Raw genomic sequence first — 17,849 nt, forward strand, 5'->3', positions numbered from 1 at the left:
GGGAGGCGGCATGACAGAGACGGCGAGCGGTCCGGCACGTGGTTCTCGTTCCAAGGGAACGAAGGCGACGAGCAAGGGCCTGCGTATCGAGCGCATCCACACCACCCCCGGCGTGCATCCGTACGACGAGGTGGCGTGGGAGCGCCGTGACGTCGTCATGACCAACTGGCGCGACGGCTCGATCAACTTCGAGCAGCGTGGCGTCGAGTTCCCCGACTTCTGGTCGGTGAACGCGGTCAACATCGTCACCAGCAAGTACTTCCGCGGGGCCGTCGGCACCCCGCAGCGCGAGACCGGTCTCAAGCAGCTCATCGACCGGATCGTGAAGACGTACACGAAGGCCGGCGAGGAGTACGGCTACTTCTCCTCGCCCGCCGACGCCGAGATCTTCGAGCACGAGCTGGCCTACGCCCTCCTGCATCAGATCTTCAGCTTCAACTCGCCGGTCTGGTTCAACGTCGGTACCCCCCAGCCCCAGCAGGTCTCCGCCTGCTTCATCCTGTCCGTCGACGACTCCATGGAGTCCATCCTCGACTGGTACAAGGAAGAGGGCATGATCTTCAAGGGCGGCTCCGGCGCCGGCCTGAACCTCTCCCGCATCCGCTCCTCCAAGGAGCTGCTCTCCTCCGGTGGCAACGCCTCCGGCCCGGTCTCGTTCATGCGCGGCGCCGATGCCTCCGCCGGAACGATCAAGTCGGGCGGCGCGACCCGCCGTGCGGCCAAGATGGTCATCCTCGACGTCGACCACCCCGACATCGAGGACTTCATCGAGACCAAGGTCAAGGAGGAGGAGAAGATCCGCGCCCTCCGTGACGCGGGCTTCGACATGGACCTGGGCGGCGACGACATCACGTCCGTCCAGTACCAGAACGCCAACAACTCCGTCCGCGTGAACGACACGTTCATGAAGGCCGTCGAGTCCGGTGGCAAGTTCGGTCTGACCTCCCGTATGACCGGCGAGGTCATCGAGGAGGTCGACGCCAAGTCGCTCTTCCGCAAGATGGCCGAGGCCGCGTGGGCCTGTGCCGACCCGGGCATCCAGTACGACGACACGATCAACCACTGGCACACGTGCCCGGAGTCCGGCCGGATCAACGGCTCGAACCCGTGCAGCGAGTACATGCACCTGGACAACACGTCCTGCAACCTCGCCTCGCTGAACCTGATGAAGTTCCTCAAGGACGACGGCAAGGGCAACCAGTCCTTCGAGATCGAGCGCTTCGCCAAGGTCGTCGAGCTCGTCATCACCGCGATGGACATCTCCATCTGCTTCGCCGACTTCCCCACCCAGAAAATCGGCGAGAACACCCGCGCCTACCGCCAGCTCGGCATCGGTTACGCCAACCTCGGCGCCCTGCTGATGGCGACCGGCCACGCGTACGACTCCGACGGCGGTCGCGCCCTCGCCGGCGCCATCACCTCCCTGATGACCGGCACCTCGTACAAGCGCTCCGCCGAGCTCGCCGCGGTCGTCGGTGCGTACGACGGCTACGCCCGCAACGCCGAGCCGCACCAGCGCGTCATGCAGCAGCACGCCGACGAGAACACCAAGGCCGTCCGCGTGGACGACCTCGACTCGCCGATCTGGGCCGCCGCCACGGAGGCCTGGCAGGACGTGATCCGCCTCGGCGCCAAGAACGGCTTCCGCAACGCCCAGGCCTCGGTCATCGCCCCGACCGGCACCATCGGTCTCGCGATGTCCTGCGACACCACCGGCCTCGAGCCCGACCTCGCCCTGGTCAAGTTCAAGAAGCTGGTCGGCGGCGGCTCGATGCAGATCGTCAACGGCACCGTCCCGCAGGCCCTGCGCCGCCTGGGTTACCAGGAGGAGCAGATCGAGGCGATCGTCGCCCACATCGCGGAGAACGGCAATGTGATCGACGCCCCCGGTCTGAAGGCCGTGCACTACGAGGTCTTCGACTGCGCCATGGGCGAGCGTTCCATCTCGGCGATGGGTCACGTCCGCATGATGGCCGCCATCCAGCCGTGGATCTCGGGCGCCCTCTCCAAGACCGTGAACCTGCCGGAGACGGCCACGGTCGAGGACGTCGAGGAGGTCTACTTCGAGGCCTGGAAGATGGGCGTCAAGGCGCTCGCCATCTACCGCGACAACTGCAAGGTCGGCCAGCCTCTCTCCGCCAAGAAGAAGGAGGAGGAGAAGGCCGAGGTCACCGCGAAGACCGAGGCGACGATCCGCGAGGCCGTCGAGAAGGTCGTCGAGTACCGTCCGGTCCGCAAGCGTCTGCCCAAGGGCCGTCCGGGGATCACCACCTCCTTCACCGTCGGTGGCGCCGAGGGCTACATGACCGCCAACTCCTACCCGGACGACGGTCTCGGCGAGGTCTTCCTCAAGATGTCCAAGCAGGGTTCGACGCTCGCCGGCATGATGGACGCCTTCTCCATCGCCGTCTCCGTCGGTCTGCAGTACGGCGTCCCGCTGGAGACGTACGTCTCGAAGTTCACCAACATGCGCTTCGAGCCGGCCGGAATGACCGACGACCCGGACGTGCGGATGGCGCAGTCGATCGTCGACTACATCTTCCGCCGCCTGGCGCTGGACTTCCTGCCCTTCGAGACCCGCTCCGCGCTCGGCATCCACTCGGCCGAGGAGCGTCAGCGCCACCTGGACACCGGCTCGTACGAGCAGTCCGACGAGGACGAGGTCGACATCGAGAGCCTCGCCCAGTCGGCGCCCCGCGCCCAGGAGCTGAAGGCCGTCGCGGCCCCGGCCCCGAAGATCGAGGTGCCGGCCCCCAAGCAGGCGCACACCTCGGCGGAGCTCGTCGAGATGCAGCTCGGCATCAGCGCCGACGCCCCGCTCTGCTTCTCCTGCGGTACGAAGATGCAGCGCGCCGGCTCCTGCTACATCTGCGAGGGCTGCGGCTCGACCAGTGGCTGCAGCTGACATCGAGTAGGTGCTTCATGAAGGGGACCGGCCCTGTGCCGGTCCCCTTCACTGTGTCCGGGTCCGGATGTCCGGGGCTTCAGGGGCGTACGGAACCCAGCACGGTGCCGAACAGCCGGGGGTCGGCCTCGAAGCCATGACTGATCGGGCGGTACGTCCATCCTTCGGCGCCGTCCCTGGTGAACTCCACGACCGTCGCCGAGAGGGCGTCCGGCACGTCCGCGAAGTCGTGGACCAGCAGGTCCGTGTAGCCCTCGCGGACCCGTATGCCCGTGTTCGCTATGTCGCCGAAGGTCCGCCGCCCGCCACCCTGCTGTATGGCGACTCCCACCACCACGCGCGCGTACCGAGGTGCCAGCCGGTCCAGCTCCAGGGTCATGGCCTCGTCGTAGCCGAATCCCTGGCCCGTACGGCTGTCGCGGTGCAGCGTGATCGTGCCGTCGGGAGAGCGGCTGCCGAAGTGCACCAGATGGACCGGCGCTCCGTTCGGGTCATCGGCTGTGAAGACGCCGGCGACGAGGTCCAGGTCGTGGGCGGGCGCGCCGATCGGGGCCGGGTCCCATTTGAGCGTCACCTCGACCCGGCTCACCCCTTTGTTGAGTCCGCTCATGGTGCTTCCCCTCTCCGCGCACGCCCCCGCGCACGCCTCGCGTCGTACCGTCGACCCGCTCAAAAGCCCGTGGTCCTAGGCCGATTGCTCATGGTGTCATGGGGCTACGACAGCGGACCCGAGGGTTGAGGGGGAGAGCGGTTTGTGGAGTGGTGAGGAGCTGGATCTCGACGCATATCTGGCTCGAATCGGATACGAGATCGGGCGGGACGGGGAACTTGCCCCTGTTCTGGGCACCTTGACGGCCCTTCACCGGGCGCACGTACGGGCCATTCCGTTCGAGAACCTCGACGTCGCCCTCGGGCGACCGGTGCCTCTGGACCTGAAGAGCCTGCAGGACAAGCTCGTCGAGAGGCGGCGCGGCGGCTACTGCTATGAGCAGAACTCGCTGTTCGCAGCCGTCCTCGAACGGATCGGCTTCACGGTGTCCGGGCGCGGAGCACGCAACCGGTCGCGGGGCGCGGCGCTGCCGCCCGTCACGCACGCGCTGCTCGTCGTGACGATCCAGGGCGAACAGTGGCTTGCCGACGTCGGTTTCGGATGGCAGGGGCCGATCGAACCGGTGCCCCTGCGCGACGGGGCGCGCGTCGAGCAGAGCGGCTGGACGTTCGGGATCGGCGCCGAGGACGAGGGCATCCACGTGCTGCGTTCCCTGCGTCCGGACGGCTGGACCGATCTGTACGCCTTCTCCCCGCAGACCCTCTACCCCGGTGACTTCACTGTCATGAACCACTACAGCTCCAGCCATCCGCAGTCGCGTTTCCTCGGTCAGGTCGTGGCCCAGCAGCCAGGCGCGGAGGTGCGCAGGGCGTTGGTGCGCGACACGCTGTCGACGGTGCGGACGGACGGCGTCACTGAGGAACGCATCCTGACGGTGCGCGAGTTGATCACGGCGCTCGAAGGCGACTTTGGGATCGAACTGGACGAGGAGGAGCGCGCGGGTCTGGAGCGAATGCACCCGGCGGGAGCCTGACGAGGTCTGCCGGGGCGGTCATCGGCCCCGTACGATGGCGCGGTGCTGGTCAAGTGGATTCGCTGCACCGTGATGGACCGTCGAGGGTTCGAGCGGGGGCAGCGGAAATGGGCGGGGCTGCTCGGTGAGCCGGGATTCCGGGGCCAGGGCGGAGGGTGGAGCCGGGCTCGGCCGGACGTCGCCCATATCTTCGCGTTCTGGGAGAGCCGGGCTTTCTACGACTCGTTCATGGCACGCTCGCACGATCGCCTGGCGGCGGCCCAGATGGGTACCTACAAGGACATCCAGGTCAAGCTGTTCGATCACCGCTTCGACGTGAAGACGGGGTTCGAACCGCGGTTCTCCGACGCCGACGTGGCCCGGGTGGCGCACTGTCGTGTCCACGAGGACCGCGCCGAGCACTTCGCGCTCATGCAGGAGAAGGTGTGGAACCCGGCGATGGCCGGGTCCCCCGGAATGCTGCGGGGCCTGTTCGGTGAGGCGCCCGGGAGTGAGTTCCTGGTCCTGTCGATGTGGCAGTCGGCCGCGGAGCACGGCAAGTACCGGGTGGAGCGGATCGAGCGGCTCGGGCTGCGGGCCAGAACCGCGGCCGATGTGGCAGCGCTGGCCGGGGACGTGGTGCAGCTCGAGGCTTCCTGGACGGTCTGAGCCGCCGGGGCGGCCCGAGACGGTGAGGTGGTCTGAGGCGGACTAGGCCGGGACGAACGCGCCCGCTTCGACCCCCGCCAGAACCGTGCGTGCCGCCTGGTCCGCGAGTGCGCCGTCGATCGGTTCGCGGGTGACGAAGAGGCGGAGGAACAGGGGAGCCGAGACCGCCCGGACGACGGCCCCCGCGTCGGTGTCCCGCGGCGCTTCGCCGCGGGCGACGGCCCGGGAGACGACCGCCTCGCAGCGCCGGAAGCGCTCGGCGTAGAAGGTGTGCAGGGCATCGGCGGCGCGCGCGGACTGGAATGCGGCGCCGACGAACGCCGTCGGGGCGGCGCCGGCCGCGGGGTCGCCGAAGGCGTCGACGACCTCGTGCGCGAGTGCGCGCAGATCTCCGGAAAGACTCCCGGTGTCCGGCGGCGTCCAGGAGTCCTCGCTCGCCAGGTCGAGCGCGTCGGCCAGGAGGCCTTCGACACTGCCCCAACGGCGGTAGAGCGTCGTCTTGTGGACGCCCGAGTGCTCCGCCACGTACTCCACGGTCAGAGCGGGGTAGCCGTGCTCGGACAGGCCGGTCAGGACGGCGTCGCGGACGGCTGCCCTGGTACGGGCGGTGCGGCCGCCGGGGCGCATGCTGCCGGGCGCCGGAGTGGTGCGCTCCTCAGTCGAGTCATTCAATTGCTACTCCCGTTGCGTTAGGGGTTCGAGTGTGCCACACTCGGCTTAATGCGATCGAAGTTGCATTTGACGGTCTATGTATGGAGGCGCCCTTGCCCACTCAGATCTCACTGCACGACGTCGTCGTGTCCCGTGGTGAACGACTCCTTCTCGACCAGGTCTCGCTCTCCGTGCGCCCCGGGGAGCGGATCGGGATCGTCGGGGAGAACGGCGCGGGGAAGTCGACCCTGCTGCGCCTCCTCGCCGGGGCGGAGCAGCCCGACGAGGGCAGGGTCGTCACCGTCGCCGGCGGTGGTCTGCGGATGCTCGCGCAGACTCCCGAGCTGCCTCCCGCTGCCACCGTCGGTGACGCGATCGACGCCGCGCTCGCCGAGCTCCGTGCCATGGAGCGACGGCTGCGCGCACTCGAAACGGGACTCGACGCGGCGGACGGAGCGGAGCTCGACGCGTACGGTGAACTCCTCACCGCCTACGAGCTGCGCGGCGGGTACGAGGCGGACGCCCGGATCGACAAGGCCCTTCATGGACTCGGCCTCGCCGGCACGGGGCGCGAGCGGATACTCGGCAGCCTCTCCGGCGGCGAGCTGGCCCGGCTCGGTATCGCCTGCGCGGTCGCGGCCGGCCCCGAAGTGCTCCTGCTCGACGAGCCGACCAACCACCTCGACGCGCAGGCGCTCGACTGGCTGGAGGGCGCCCTTCTCGCGCACCGCGGCACCGTTGTGGCCGTCTCCCATGACCGGACCTTCCTGGAGCGGGTCGCCACCGCGATCGTCGAGGTGGACGCCGACCGCCGTGCGCTCGTGCGGTACGGCGACGGATACGCCGGCTATCGCGCGGCACGGGTGGCCGCACGGCGACGCTGGGAGGAGGCGTACGCGGAGTGGTGCGAGGAGACGGCACGGCTGGAGGCATACGCCTCGACCACGGCTCGCGGTGTCGCACCCGGGAGGGAGATGAAGGACAACAACAAAATGGCGTTCGACCGGGCTGCAGGCCGCGTCCAGGCCTCCGTCTCGGGGCGGGTCCGCAACGCCAGGGAGAGGCTGAGACGACTCCGCGAGGAGCCGGTACCCCCGCCGCCCCCGCCCCTCTCGTTCACCGCCCGGCCCCGGGCGGGCGGTGCCGAGGGAACGCTCGTCGCCCTGACGGGGGTGCGGATCGCGGACCGTCTCGCCGTGGACACGCTCACCGTCCGGGCAGGGGAACGGCTGCTCGTCCACGGAGGCAACGGCGCGGGAAAGTCCACGCTGCTCCGGATCATGGCGGGGACCGTCAGCCCCGACACCGGGGACGTCCGGCGCGCCGGACGGGTCGGGTACCTGGCCCAGGACGTCACCGTGCGACGCCCGGAGGAGCGACTGCTCACCTGCTTCGGGCGTGGGCTCGCCCTCCCCGAGGACGAGCGGGCCGAACTGCTTCTGTCGTACGGCCTGTTCCGGCCCGCCGACCTGAGCGTGCCGGTCGATGGTCTCTCGGCGGGCCAGCTCCGCCGGCTGGCGCTCGCCCGGCTGCTGGCCCGGCCCGCCGACCTCCTCCTGCTCGACGAGCCGGGCAACCATCTGTCCCTGGACCTCGTGGAGGAGCTGGAGCAGGCCCTGGAGCACTGGAAGGGAGCACTCGTGGTGGTCTCGCACGACCGTGCGCTGCGCCATCGCTTCACCGGGCACATACGCCGGATGGACTCCGGGCGCCTACTCGGCTGAGCCGGCCCGGGACCGGCGATCTAGGGTCGGGGTATGGCACGACCGCGGCGCATCGTTCTCGTACGGCACGGAGAGTCCGAGGGCAATGTCGATGACACGGTGTACGAACGGGAGCCCGACCACGCCCTGCGGCTCACGGAGACAGGGTGGCGGCAGGCGGAGGAGACGGGGGAGCGGCTGCGGGAGCTCTTCGGGGACGAGGCGATCAGCGTCTATGTCTCGCCGTACCGACGCACTCACGAGACCCTGCGTGCCTTCCGGCTGCCCCCGGAGCAGGTCCGGGTGCGGGAGGAGCCCCGCCTTCGGGAGCAGGACTGGGGCAACTGGCAGGAGAGGGAGGACGTACGGCTGCAGAAGGCCTACCGGGACGCGTACGGGCACTTCTTCTACCGCTTCGCCCAGGGGGAGTCGGGGGCGGACGTCTACGACCGGGTCGGGGCGTTCCTGGAGAGCCTGTACCGCAGTTTCGAGGCGCCCGACCATCCGCCCAACGTCCTGATCGTCACCCATGGGCTGACCATGCGCCTGTTCTGCATGCGCTGGTTCCACTGGTCGGTCGCGGACTTCGAGTCGCTGTCGAATCCCGGCAACGCCGAGACCCGCGTCCTCCTGCTCGGCGAGGACGGGAGATACCGTCTTGACCGGCCGTTCGAACGCTGGCGTACCCCGGAACCGTACGGCCCTACCGGCTAGAGTGGCAGACCGATGACCGCTGACTCCTCACTCGACCGGCGCTTCGACCGCGCCCTGGACAGCCTGCGCGGGCTGTCCGTGGGAGACGCCCTGGGCTCCCAGTTCTTCGTACCCGCCAACTACCCCCTGCTGAAGCGGCGCGAGCTTCCCGACGGCCCCTGGCAGTGGACCGACGACACCGAGATGGCCTGCTCCGTCCTGGCCGTCCTCGCCCGTCACGAACGGATCGACCAGGACGCCCTGGCCATGTCCTTCGCTCAGCACCACGATTTCGACCGGGGCTACGGTCCGGCCGTCAACCGGATGCTCCGGCTCATCAGGGAGGGGGGCGACTGGCGGGAGCTGGCCGCCGCGCTCTTCCAGGGGCAGGGCTCCTGGGGCAACGGCGCCGCGATGCGGATCGCCCCGCTCGGCGCCTGGTACGCGGACGACCCGGAGCAGGCGACGCACCAGGCCGAGATCTCCGCGTACACGACCCACCAGCACCGCGAGGCCGTGGTCGGAGCCATGGCCGTCGCCGCGGCGGCCGCGCTGGCCGCAGACCCGGCGGGGCCACCCACTCCGGAGGCGCTGCTCGACGGGGTCATCGCCCTGGTGCCGCGCAGTGCGGTCGGGGCGGGGCTGCGCCGGGCCCGCGACATGCTCGACTACGGAGATGCCGGCACAGTCGCCGCGGTCCTCGGCAGCGGACGGCGGACGAGCGCGCACGACACGGTTCCGTTCGCCCTGTGGTCGGCGGCGCGTGGCCTCGGCGATTTCGAGCGGGTGTTCTGGACGACCGCTCAGGTCGGTGGCGACGTCGACACGACCTGCGCGATCGCCGGGGGCGTGGTGGCCGCCGCGACGACCGGGGCACCGCCGGCGGAGTGGCTGCGCCAGACCGAGGACCTTCCGGAGTGGGCTTCGGTCGCGACGGCCTGAAGCAGCACGCGGCCCGACGCAGCGGCCTCGGGTGGGCGTGATGGTCTGAAGCATCAAGACGGCCCCTGAACCCTGTGCCGGGTTCAGGGGCCGTCGGTGTCCGCTCAGGCCACCGGCCCGGCGGCCTCCGCTCGGCCGCTCAGTGCTTCCAGGTCGCTCTTGCGGACCCTGACCATCAGGACGGCCGTCACCAGCGCGATCAGCACCATCGCGACGGCGGCAGTGAAGGCCGAGGAGATGCCCGCGGTCAGCACCTCGTGGCCCCAGGGCGGGGGCAGCTCCTGCGTCTTCATGGCCTCGGCCTGCTGCTCGGGCGTCGAGATCGCGAGGAAGCCCGGCATCTGCTTCTCGCCCTCCTCGCGGCTGGCGGTGCCGAAGACCGTGACCAGGATGGACAGGCCGAGCGAACCGCCGACCTGCTGTGTGGCATTGAGCAGGCCCGACGCGGCTCCCGCCTCGTGCTGGGCCACTCCGGAGACGGCCGTGAGCGTAAGCGTCACGAAATTGAGGCCCATGCCGAAGCCGAAGAGGACCATCGGGCCCAGGACGCCGCTCACGTAGCTGCTGTCCGAGGTGATGAACGTCAGCCAGAACAGAGCTGCACCGGTGATCGCCGAACCGCTCACCATGAACGGCTTGGGGCCGAGGACCGGCAGCAGCCGCTGCGCGAGTCCCGCGCCGGTGACGATGGCGACCGTCACCGGAAGGAAGGCGAGCCCGGACTGGATCGGGCTGTACCCCAGGACGCCCTGGACCCACAGCACGATGAAGAAGAACATGCCGAACATGGCGGCCGACAGGCTGAGCATGATGATGTACGTGCCCGAACGGTTGCGGTCCGCGAACATCCGGAGCGGGGTGATCGGTTCCTTGGCGCGCGACTCCACGAGCGCGAAGGCCACGAGCAGGATGACCGCCGAGACGAACGAGCCGACGGTCAGCGCGTCCTCCCAGCCCTTCTCGGACGCCCGGATGAACCCGTACACCAGCGCGGCCATGCCCAGGGTCGAGGTCGCGGCCCCCGCGATGTCGAACCGTCCGGGGTGGCGCTCGGACTCGGCGATGAAGCGCGGGGTCAGGAAGGCGATCAGCAGTCCGATGGGGACGTTCACGAAGAGGACCCAGCGCCAGTCCAGCCACTCCGTGAGCATGCCGCCGGCGAGCAGACCGATCGCGCCACCGCCCGCGGAGACGGCGGCGAAGACGCCGAACGCCCGGTTGCGTTCCGGCCCTTCGGGGAACGTCGTGGTGATGAGCGCGAGCGAGGTGGGCGAGGCGATGGCGCCGCCGACACCCTGCAGGGCACGCGCGGCGAGCAGGTGCCAGGGCTCCTGGGCGAAGCCTCCGAGCAGCGAGGCGAAGGTGAAGAGCAGGATGCCGGCCATGAACACCCGGCGGCGCCCCAGGATGTCCCCCGCACGTCCGCCGAGGAGCAGCAGACCGCCGAAGGTGAGCGTGTAGGCGCTGAGCACCCACGACAGGTCGGTGGTCGAGAAGGAGAGCGCGTCCTGGATGTGCGGCAGTGCGATGTTCACGATGGTGGCGTCGAGGACGACCATCAGCTGGCAGGCGGCGATGACGGTCAAGGCGATACCCGGCCGACCTCCGGCGCGAGCAGGCCCGTCCTTGGTCTGTGTGCCCACCGGAGATGTTGTCACTATGGATCCCCCACGGAAGAATTAGTGAACGCACCCGTTCACTGTTCACCACGGTAGTGAGTCCCCCTCAGTGAACGCAACCGTTCACTGGGCGCTGCCGACAACATGACATCGCCTCAACGGAGAGATCCTGATGGTTACTTCGCGCTCCGCGGCCGCCGCCCGGCCGGAAGGGGCGTCGCTGCGACGCCGCGGTCCGGTACTCGAACGGGCGATCCTGGAGGCCGCACTCGATCAGCTGGGCAGCGTCGGCTGGAACGGTCTGACGATGGAGGGTGTCGCGGTCGGCGCGCAGACGGGCAAAGCCGCGGTGTACCGGCGCTGGCCTTCGAAGGAAGACCTCGTCGCCGACGCGCTCCAGGCCGGACTGCCGACCCTCGACGAGGCCCCGGACCTCGGCGGTGTGCGCGAGGATCTCTACGAGCTCTGCCGTCGAGTCAGGGACGTCATGTACTCCAAGCCAGGCTTCGCCCTGCGCGCTGTGCTTCACGAATGCGATGCCGAGGCCGCCGAGAGGTTCCACGGCCTGATCGTCACGGGGGTGGTCGAGCCCTCGGCCCGACTCTTCCGGGATGTTCTGCACCGCGGAATCGCACGGGGCGAGGTGCGGGCGGAAGCGGACAACGACCTGGTGATCGACGTCATTCCCGCCATGATGATGTACCGATCAAAGGTGTGCGCAAGCGAATGGCCGGACGGTGAGCTCGCCGATCTGGTCGACCGGATCATGGTGCCGCTGCTGCGTGTCTGACCCCGCCGGGACGGCCTCCGAGGGGCGGCGCGCACGGATCCGGGGGCGCGACACGAAGGCCCCTCGGGCGCCCGAGGGGAAACCGGGTATCGCACCCGGCACCAAGCGGCGTAACCTGTCAGGCGCCATGCCGTACGAACCACCCACCCACACCGTCGAGCGATCGCTCCGAGCCACCACCGGCGCCAAGATCGTCGCCGGAGTCGACGAGGTCGGACGCGGGGCGTGGGCCGGCCCCGTCACCGTGTGCGCGGCCGTCACCGGCCTGCGCCGGGCGCCCGAAGGGCTCACCGACTCCAAACTGCTCACCCCCAAGCGCCGTACCGCACTCGCCGCGGAGCTGGAGAAGTGGGTCACGGCCTACGCCCTCGGCGACGCTTCCCCGCAGGAGATAGACGAGCTCGGCATGACGGCCGCACTGCGTCTCGCGGCCGTCCGTGCCCTCGAAGGCCTCCCCGTGCGGCCCGACGCCGTGATCCTCGACGGCAAGCACGACTACCTCGGCAGCCCCTGGCAGGTCCGTACGGTGATCAAGGGCGACCAGTCCTGCATCGCCGTGGCCGCCGCCTCCGTGATCGCCAAGGTCCGGCGGGACGCCGTCATGGCGGAGCTGGGGATCGGGGCCGAGGGGTACGCGGCGTACGCCTTCGAGGCCAACGCGGGCTACCCTTCGCCGGTCCACAAAGCGGCGCTCGAAGAGCTGGGGCCCACCCCTCACCACCGACTCTCCTGGTCGTACCTGGACGCGATGCCCAGGTGGCGCCACCTCAAAAAGGTCCGTCTCTCCGCCGAGGCGGCCGCGCTGGAGAGCGGGGGCCAACTCGGCTTCGACTTCTGAACTTCCGGTCGCGGGACCCCGCCCAAGGGGCTCCCACGCGGTCGGGGTGCACATGTGTGCCCACCCGCCGGTGCCTCGCGCAGCGGCGTTTGATAGACATCCACTCATGCCTCTCATCCCCGAGGAGCCTCAGATTCACGAGAGCGCCCAGGGTCCCCGCGCCACCGCGTCGACCCCCCGTCCCGTACCCGGCCCGCGTTCCGCGGCCTCACCGCGTCCCGGACGCCCCGTTCCCGGCCCTGCCAGGCCCGCGGCGCCGGCGCAGCGCCCGCACCCCGGTGCCGGGCCGTCTCCGGCGAACGCCCTGGAGAATCGTTCCGATCAGCGATCCACGCCGCAGCTCCAGCTGATCCCGGCCCCTGTCGATGGCGCGCTCGACGCCGCCGAAGAGGCTCTGGACCTGCTTCTGGAGAGCGGACGGGCACCGGGAGAGGTCCTGGTGCTCACCACCGGTGACCCGCACCCGTGGGCCACGCACGAGCTGTCCTTCGGCGAGGCCGCCTACTGGGCCCAGCAGGCCACCGGGGACGACGTGTTCTTCGCGGACGCCGCCTCCGTGGAGCGGGCGACCGCCCGTCCCGTGGTGATCGTCGCCCTCAACGGTGGGGACGACGAGACGGCCGCCAAGGCCCTGCCGTCGGCGATGGCCCGTGCCGCCGCTCTGCTCGTCGTCTGCGGTGACCCGCAGCGCGTCACGACGCTCCTCGGAGCGGGCGCCGGAGTCTGACCGACCCCGATTCCGACCGACAGCCCCTCCGCCGGACCGAACTCGGCCCGGCGGGGGCCGGTGTCGTCCACGCGGTCAGCGTGCGGCGACCCGGCGCAGGGGCTCGGTCGCGCCGCTCGCGGTCCTCGGCGTCAGCCGGCCGAGCTCGGACGGCTCCTCTCCGAGCGGCAGCGGAAGTGAATCGGAACTCGGACGACGGCCGACGCGGCCCTCACCGAGCACCTGCCAACCCCCTCGGGTCAGCGTGATGTACGCGCCGCAGCGGAGTCCGTGCAGGGTGCAGGCGTCCCGGAGCCCCCACATCCAGGCTCCGTCCTCCTCCGTCCAGCGCTCGTCACCCTCGCGGCAGTACAGCAGGACCGCGGTCCGTACGGGCGCGCGCCGGCGGAGGTCGTGCGGAATGACCCGCCGCAGATGCGCGAGCAGAGCGTTGCGGAACTCCCAGCCGTCCGCCGGGGCGGGGCGTCGGACGAACGAGGCGCTGGCGGCGAGCCGTTCCTCGTGATCCAGGATCGCGAGGACCGCCGTCGAGGGCGTGGGCGTGTGGCGCGAGTGCAGGCCGCTGACGACCTCACGCGGGTTGCGCAGGAGAGGGATCCCCGCCGCGGACCACTCCGCCGGTTCGAGTATCCGAGCGAGGCGGTTGGCGGACTCGGACGAAGATCTGAGCGAGGTGGCTGTGGGCGGAGCGAATCCGAGGGTCACGGTCCTCCCTTCGGATACGCGCCCGCGAGGCGGGCAAGGTCGGGTGAGGGCGCACCACGGCACAGCCCATCCGGACCGCTGACGGGGCGTGTTAGGCGGTTTCCCAATTCTTGCTGGCCCGTGCGCGAGCGGCAACGAGCAATTGAGGCCGCTGACGGGATTGCGTCGGTATGCCTTTCATATCCCTGCCCAGTTGCCCATTGTTCACTCCCCGTTTCCCCTCCTGTTTCACCCCTGGACGGCAAGCACCATCGGAAACACCCCTTCCGCTCCGGCCCGCCGCAGCAGCCGGGCCGCCACCGCCAGGGTCCACCCGCTGTCCGACAGATCGTCCACGAGGAGGACCGGCCCCCCGGCCGAGGCCAGTCGGCCGCTCAGCTCGGCGGAGACCGTCAGGGTCCGCTGCAGCCCGACCACCCGCTGGGCGCTGTTGGTTCGGGACAGCCTCGACTCCTCCGCCTCGGGCGCGTACTCCACCGCGCCGAGCAGCGGCATCCTGCCGATCTCGGCGATCCGCTGCCCGAGCGAACCCACCAGCCGGGGCCGGCGGTGGGAGGCGATGGTGACCACGCCGGCTGGCCGGGCAGGCGCGCCGGGCGCCCCGGAGGCCCAACCGCCGGGCCCCTTGGCCCAGTCGGCGAGCACATGGACCACCGCCTGCACGACATCGTCCGGAACCGGACCGTCCGCGGCGCTGTCGGCCAGGAGCGGACGCAGCCGGTTGCCCCAGCCGATGTCCGAGAGCCGGCCCAGGGCCCGGCCGCCGAAAGCCTGCTCGCCGGGCGGGATACGGCCCTTCAGATCGACCCCGACGGCAGCGAGCCCGGTCGGCCACATCTTCCGGGGCTCGACCTCCACGCCCGGCCGACCCAGCTCGCCCTTGGCCGAGTCCAGCGCCGCGTCGGACACCTTCGGATCGAACCGGCTTCCCGCGCAGTTGTCACAGCGACCGCACGGCGCCGCCTCCTCGTCGTCCAGCTGACGGCGCAGGAACTCCATCCGGCATCCCGTCGACGCCGCGTAGTCCCGCATCGCCTGCTGCTCGGCCGCTCGCTGCCGGGCCACCCACGCGTACCGCTCCGTGTCGTACACCCAGGGCCGGCCGGTGCTCTCCCAGCCGCCCTTGACCCGCTTGACGGCCCCGTCCACGTCGAGGACCTTGAGCATCGTCTCCAGCCTGGTCCTGCGCAGTTCCACCAGGGGTTCCAGGGCGGGCAGGGACAAGGGCCTGCCCGCCTGCGCGAGCACGTCGATCGTGCGGCGCACCTGCTCCTCGGGCGGGAAGGCGACCGAGGCGAAGTAGCGCCAGATCGCCTCGTCCTCCTGCCCGGGAAGCAGCAGCACTTCCGCGTGCTCCACGCCTCGCCCCGCCCGGCCGACCTGCTGGTAGTAGGCGATCGGGGAGGAGGGCGACCCGAGGTGCACCACGAAGCCCAGGTCGGGCTTGTCGAAGCCCATGCCGAGGGCCGAGGTCGCCACGAGGGCCTTGACCCGGTTGGCCTGAAGATCGTCCTCCGCCTGCTGCCGGTCGGCGTTCTCCGTCCGGCCCGTGTACGAGGAGACCGTGTGCCCGCACTGGCGCAGATAGGCCGTGACCTCATCGGCCGCGGCGACCGTCAGCGTGTAGATGATTCCGGAGCCGGGCAGTTCGCCGAGGTGATCGGCCAGCCAGGCGAGCCGATGGGCCGCGTCCGGCAGCCGGACCACGCCCAGGCTGAGACTCTCCCGGTCCAGCGGCCCGCGCAGCACCAGGGCGTCCGTGCCGGCGCCCGTACCCAGCTGGTCGGCCACGTCCGCCGTCACCCGGGCGTTCGCCGTGGCCGTGGTGGCGAGCACCGGAACTCCGGACGGCAGGTCGGCCAGCATCGTGCGCAAGCGGCGGTAGTCGGGCCGGAAGTCGTGCCCCCAGTCCGAGATGCAGTGCGCCTCGTCGACCACGAGCAGCCCGGTGGCGGCCGCGAGCCGGGGGAGCACCTGGTCGCGGAAGTCGGGGTTGTTGAGCCGCTCGGGGCTCACCAGGAGCACGTCCACCTCGCCGGCGGACACCTCCTCCTGGACCGTGTCCCACTCCTCCGTGTTCGACGAGTTGATCGTCCGGGCGCGGATGCCCGCCCGCGCGGCCGCCTCCACCTGGTTGCGCATCAGCGCGAGCAGGGGGGAGACGATCACGGTCGGGCCGCTGCCGCGCTCGCGGAGCAGCGAGGTCGCCACGAAGTACACGGCCGACTTGCCCCAGCCGGTCCGCTGCACCACCAGGGCCCGCCGCCGGTCGGCGACCAGGGCCTCGATGGCCCGCCACTGGTCCTCGCGCAGTCTCGCCTTGCCGGTCGGATCCGCGACGAGACGGGCGAGCACGGCATCGGCGGCGGTCCGGAGCGCGGCTCGGTCTTCCAGGGAGTCTGCGTGGGTCATGCCTCCATGCAACCCGATGCCTCGGACATCGCGCGAATGAGCGCCGAACCTGTGGACAACTCTGCGGGACGACGGAAGCCCCGTTCCGGGAGTTATCCACAGGGGTTTCGGATTTCGGGAGATCACGAGACCGTCCTGACCATGAACGCGAATCACCACGAATCCAGCGGACTCTCCCGTACCCAGCAGATCACCCTGCGCGGCCCGGCGGAACTCGCCGACGCCCTTCCGTTCGTGCTGGGCTTCCACCCCACCGACTCCGTCGTCCTGGTCGCCCTCCACGGCGAGCACGGCCGCTTCGGCGGCCGCGTCAGGCTCGGCATTCCCCGCTCGCCCCGCGAATGGGCGTCCACCGCCGATCACCTCGCCGAATGCCTCGTCGAGGGCGCCAGCAAGAGCGGCACCCGACCGGACGGCATCGTCGTCTTCCTCTGCCAGGACCCCGGAGCAGGCGAGACGGGCCGCCGGGTCATGGAACGACTGCGTCCCTTCGCCCAGCGACTGCGCACCGCCTGCGGCGCCCTCGACATCCCGGTCTACGAGGCCCTCTGCATCTCCGACGGGCTCTACTTCTCCTACTGCTGCCCCGACGCACGCTGCTGTCCGCCGGACGGCACCCCGCTCGCGCTCAGCGGTACGTCGGTGATGGCCGCGGCCGCGGCGTACGCCGGAGTCCAGGTGCGGGGCTCGCTGCGAGACATGGAGGGACGGTTCAAGCCGACCGGCGGGCCCGGGGAGGAAGAGCAGCGCGCGGCACTCGACGCGACGGCCGCCTCGATCGTCCCCCGGATCCTCGAAGGCGCCGAGGGCAAGGGGCGGGAGGAGGTACGAGAGTCAACGCTGCGACTCGCCCGAGAGGTCCTCCGCAGGTTCGTCAACCCGAAGGGTGAGGCGAACCCGGCCGGCCGTACCGGCAACCTGACGGGACTGCCGGGGCCGACCACCACGGGGAGGGCCGTCGTCGGAACGGTCGAGGGCGACGCGGCCGACGACGCCCTGGTCGAGGCCGGGGAGGCGGCCGCGCTGATCCTCGGTCTCCAGGACCGGGTCACCCGCGACCGTGCCGCCGAATGGATGGAGGGCTGGGAGGGCACCGTCGCCCTGCGCCTCTGGCGCGTACTGGCCCGGCGCTGCGTCGCCCCCTACCAGGAGCACGCCGCCGCGCCGCTCACCCTCGCGGGCTGGGTGGCCTGGTCCACCGGCGACGAGCCGACCGCCCGGGTCGCACTCGGACTCGCGCTCGACGCCGACCCCGAATACGTCTTCGCCCGACTGCTCCATCAGGCGTGCAACGAAGGGCTCGACCCCGAGTCGCTCCGATCCTGTCTGCGGACCGAGCGGGACGGTCGGACCGCCTCGGACCGGGCCGCTCCCGCCACCTCCCGGCGGCTCCGGGCACGCACGGCTCGCCCGCAGAGCAGCCGCAGGACCCTCCGGAAGCCCGGTCGCCAGACCGGCGGAGGGGAGCGCCGTTCGGCGGCCGGAGTGCGGCCCGGCGGACCCGCCACGGGGAGGCCGGAGAGCGGGTCCCCGAGGCATGGTGGGCAGCGCGGCACCAGGAGCGGGCGATGAGGACCGTGACCCGGCCGCCCGTCGGCGCGTTCAGCTCTCTGGCGGAGTCGTCCGAACCGTC

15 protein-coding genes are annotated in these 17,849 nt (G+C 70.7%); 10 read left to right on the forward strand and 5 right to left on the reverse strand.

Features of this window, described 5'->3' with window-relative positions:
* Positions 1 to 10 precede the first annotated feature (10 nt).
* Positions 11 to 2,905 (forward strand): vitamin B12-dependent ribonucleotide reductase, encoded by a 2,895-nt coding sequence (locus OG514_RS22530; protein WP_266897498.1) that lies wholly within the window; start codon positions 11 to 13, stop codon positions 2,903 to 2,905.
* Positions 2,906 to 2,984: 79 nt separating this feature from the next.
* Here OG514_RS22530 and OG514_RS22535 read toward each other — a convergent pair whose 3' ends face one another.
* A complete protein-coding gene (locus tag OG514_RS22535) occupies positions 2,985 to 3,515 on the reverse strand; it encodes a TerD family protein (RefSeq protein WP_266897500.1) in 531 nt (176 codons plus the stop codon).
* A 142-nt stretch (positions 3,516 to 3,657) separates the two neighbouring features.
* Here OG514_RS22535 and OG514_RS22540 point away from each other — a divergent pair, with 142 nt between their 5' ends.
* Entirely contained in the window at positions 3,658 to 4,488 is an 831-nt protein-coding gene (locus OG514_RS22540) for an arylamine N-acetyltransferase (RefSeq protein WP_266897502.1), read from the forward strand.
* A gap of 42 nt (positions 4,489 to 4,530) precedes the next feature.
* The gene (locus tag OG514_RS22545) at positions 4,531 to 5,136 is read left to right on the forward strand and encodes a YdbC family protein (protein WP_266897504.1); all 606 of its coding nucleotides are present in this window, start codon (positions 4,531 to 4,533) and stop codon (positions 5,134 to 5,136) included.
* Positions 5,137 to 5,178: 42 nt separating this feature from the next.
* Here OG514_RS22545 and OG514_RS22550 read toward each other — a convergent pair whose 3' ends face one another.
* Positions 5,179 to 5,763 (reverse strand): TetR/AcrR family transcriptional regulator, encoded by a 585-nt coding sequence (locus OG514_RS22550; RefSeq protein ID WP_266900928.1) that lies wholly within the window; start codon positions 5,761 to 5,763, stop codon positions 5,179 to 5,181.
* A gap of 137 nt (positions 5,764 to 5,900) precedes the next feature.
* Here OG514_RS22550 and OG514_RS22555 point away from each other — a divergent pair, with 137 nt between their 5' ends.
* Genes OG514_RS22555 through OG514_RS22565 form a run of 3 tightly spaced genes read left to right on the forward strand, consistent with a single transcriptional unit; the run spans position 5,901 to position 9,125 of the window.
* A complete protein-coding gene (locus tag OG514_RS22555) occupies positions 5,901 to 7,511 on the forward strand; it encodes an ABC-F family ATP-binding cassette domain-containing protein (protein ID WP_353962703.1) in 1,611 nt (536 codons plus the stop codon).
* Between the two features lie 33 nt (positions 7,512 to 7,544).
* Positions 7,545 to 8,204: a histidine phosphatase family protein gene (locus OG514_RS22560; protein ID WP_266897508.1), complete on the forward strand. Its 660-nt coding sequence runs from the start codon at positions 7,545 to 7,547 to the stop codon at positions 8,202 to 8,204.
* Positions 8,205 to 8,216: 12 nt separating this feature from the next.
* Positions 8,217 to 9,125, forward strand: coding sequence for an ADP-ribosylglycohydrolase family protein (locus OG514_RS22565; RefSeq protein WP_266897510.1), 909 nt, complete (start codon positions 8,217 to 8,219; stop codon positions 9,123 to 9,125).
* Between the two features lie 104 nt (positions 9,126 to 9,229).
* Here the strand turns inward: OG514_RS22565 and OG514_RS22570 are convergent, their stop codons facing one another.
* Positions 9,230 to 10,783 carry an MFS transporter gene (locus tag OG514_RS22570; protein WP_266897512.1) on the reverse strand — a complete coding sequence of 518 codons (1,554 nt, stop codon included), beginning with the start codon at positions 10,781 to 10,783 and terminating at the stop codon, positions 9,230 to 9,232.
* A gap of 133 nt (positions 10,784 to 10,916) precedes the next feature.
* Between OG514_RS22570 and OG514_RS22575 the strand changes: the two genes are divergently transcribed.
* The 3 genes from OG514_RS22575 (at position 10,917) to OG514_RS22585 (ending at position 13,099) form a co-directional block, all read left to right on the forward strand.
* Positions 10,917 to 11,534 (forward strand): TetR/AcrR family transcriptional regulator, encoded by a 618-nt coding sequence (locus OG514_RS22575; protein WP_266897514.1) that lies wholly within the window; start codon positions 10,917 to 10,919, stop codon positions 11,532 to 11,534.
* A gap of 127 nt (positions 11,535 to 11,661) precedes the next feature.
* On the forward strand, positions 11,662 to 12,372 hold the full coding sequence (locus OG514_RS22580; RefSeq protein ID WP_266897516.1) for a ribonuclease HII: 711 nt from the start codon (positions 11,662 to 11,664) through the stop codon (positions 12,370 to 12,372).
* A 106-nt stretch (positions 12,373 to 12,478) separates the two neighbouring features.
* Positions 12,479 to 13,099, forward strand: a complete 621-nt coding sequence (locus OG514_RS22585; RefSeq protein ID WP_266897517.1) for a hypothetical protein — start codon at positions 12,479 to 12,481, stop codon at positions 13,097 to 13,099.
* A 75-nt stretch (positions 13,100 to 13,174) separates the two neighbouring features.
* Here the strand turns inward: OG514_RS22585 and OG514_RS22590 are convergent, their stop codons facing one another.
* Complete coding sequence (locus tag OG514_RS22590) at positions 13,175 to 13,804, reverse strand: hypothetical protein (protein ID WP_266897519.1); 630 nt, start codon at positions 13,802 to 13,804, stop codon at positions 13,175 to 13,177.
* 228 nt (positions 13,805 to 14,032) lie between these two features.
* Positions 14,033 to 16,216 carry a RecQ family ATP-dependent DNA helicase gene (locus tag OG514_RS22595; protein WP_266897521.1) on the reverse strand — a complete coding sequence of 728 codons (2,184 nt, stop codon included), beginning with the start codon at positions 16,214 to 16,216 and terminating at the stop codon, positions 14,033 to 14,035.
* A gap of 141 nt (positions 16,217 to 16,357) precedes the next feature.
* Between OG514_RS22595 and OG514_RS22600 the strand changes: the two genes are divergently transcribed.
* Positions 16,358 to 17,788: a DUF4192 domain-containing protein gene (locus OG514_RS22600; protein WP_266897523.1), complete on the forward strand. Its 1,431-nt coding sequence runs from the start codon at positions 16,358 to 16,360 to the stop codon at positions 17,786 to 17,788.
* The last annotated feature ends 61 nt before the right edge of the window (positions 17,789 to 17,849 follow it).

The organism is Streptomyces sp. NBC_00572, from assembly GCF_026341815.1.
Taxonomy (GTDB): domain Bacteria; phylum Actinomycetota; class Actinomycetes; order Streptomycetales; family Streptomycetaceae; genus Streptomyces.

What these genes read in the sequence shown, in the direction of transcription:
- OG514_RS22560 (WP_266897508.1), top strand. Translation starts at nt 7,545, where the DNA reads ATGGCACGACCGCGGCGCATCGTTCTCGTACGGCACGGAGAGTCCGAG.
- OG514_RS22550 (WP_266900928.1), bottom strand. Translation starts at nt 5,763, where the DNA reads ATGCGCCCCGGCGGCCGCACCGCCCGTACCAGGGCAGCCGTCCGCGAC.
- OG514_RS22535 (WP_266897500.1), bottom strand. Translation starts at nt 3,515, where the DNA reads ATGAGCGGACTCAACAAAGGGGTGAGCCGGGTCGAGGTGACGCTCAAA.
- OG514_RS22575 (WP_266897514.1), top strand. Translation starts at nt 10,917, where the DNA reads ATGGTTACTTCGCGCTCCGCGGCCGCCGCCCGGCCGGAAGGGGCGTCG.
- OG514_RS22565 (WP_266897510.1), top strand. Translation starts at nt 8,217, where the DNA reads ATGACCGCTGACTCCTCACTCGACCGGCGCTTCGACCGCGCCCTGGAC.
- OG514_RS22595 (WP_266897521.1), bottom strand. Translation starts at nt 16,216, where the DNA reads ATGACCCACGCAGACTCCCTGGAAGACCGAGCCGCGCTCCGGACCGCC.
- OG514_RS22585 (WP_266897517.1), top strand. Translation starts at nt 12,479, where the DNA reads ATGCCTCTCATCCCCGAGGAGCCTCAGATTCACGAGAGCGCCCAGGGT.
- OG514_RS22600 (WP_266897523.1), top strand. Translation starts at nt 16,358, where the DNA reads ATGAACGCGAATCACCACGAATCCAGCGGACTCTCCCGTACCCAGCAG.
- OG514_RS22530 (WP_266897498.1), top strand. Translation starts at nt 11, where the DNA reads ATGACAGAGACGGCGAGCGGTCCGGCACGTGGTTCTCGTTCCAAGGGA.
- OG514_RS22580 (WP_266897516.1), top strand. Translation starts at nt 11,662, where the DNA reads ATGCCGTACGAACCACCCACCCACACCGTCGAGCGATCGCTCCGAGCC.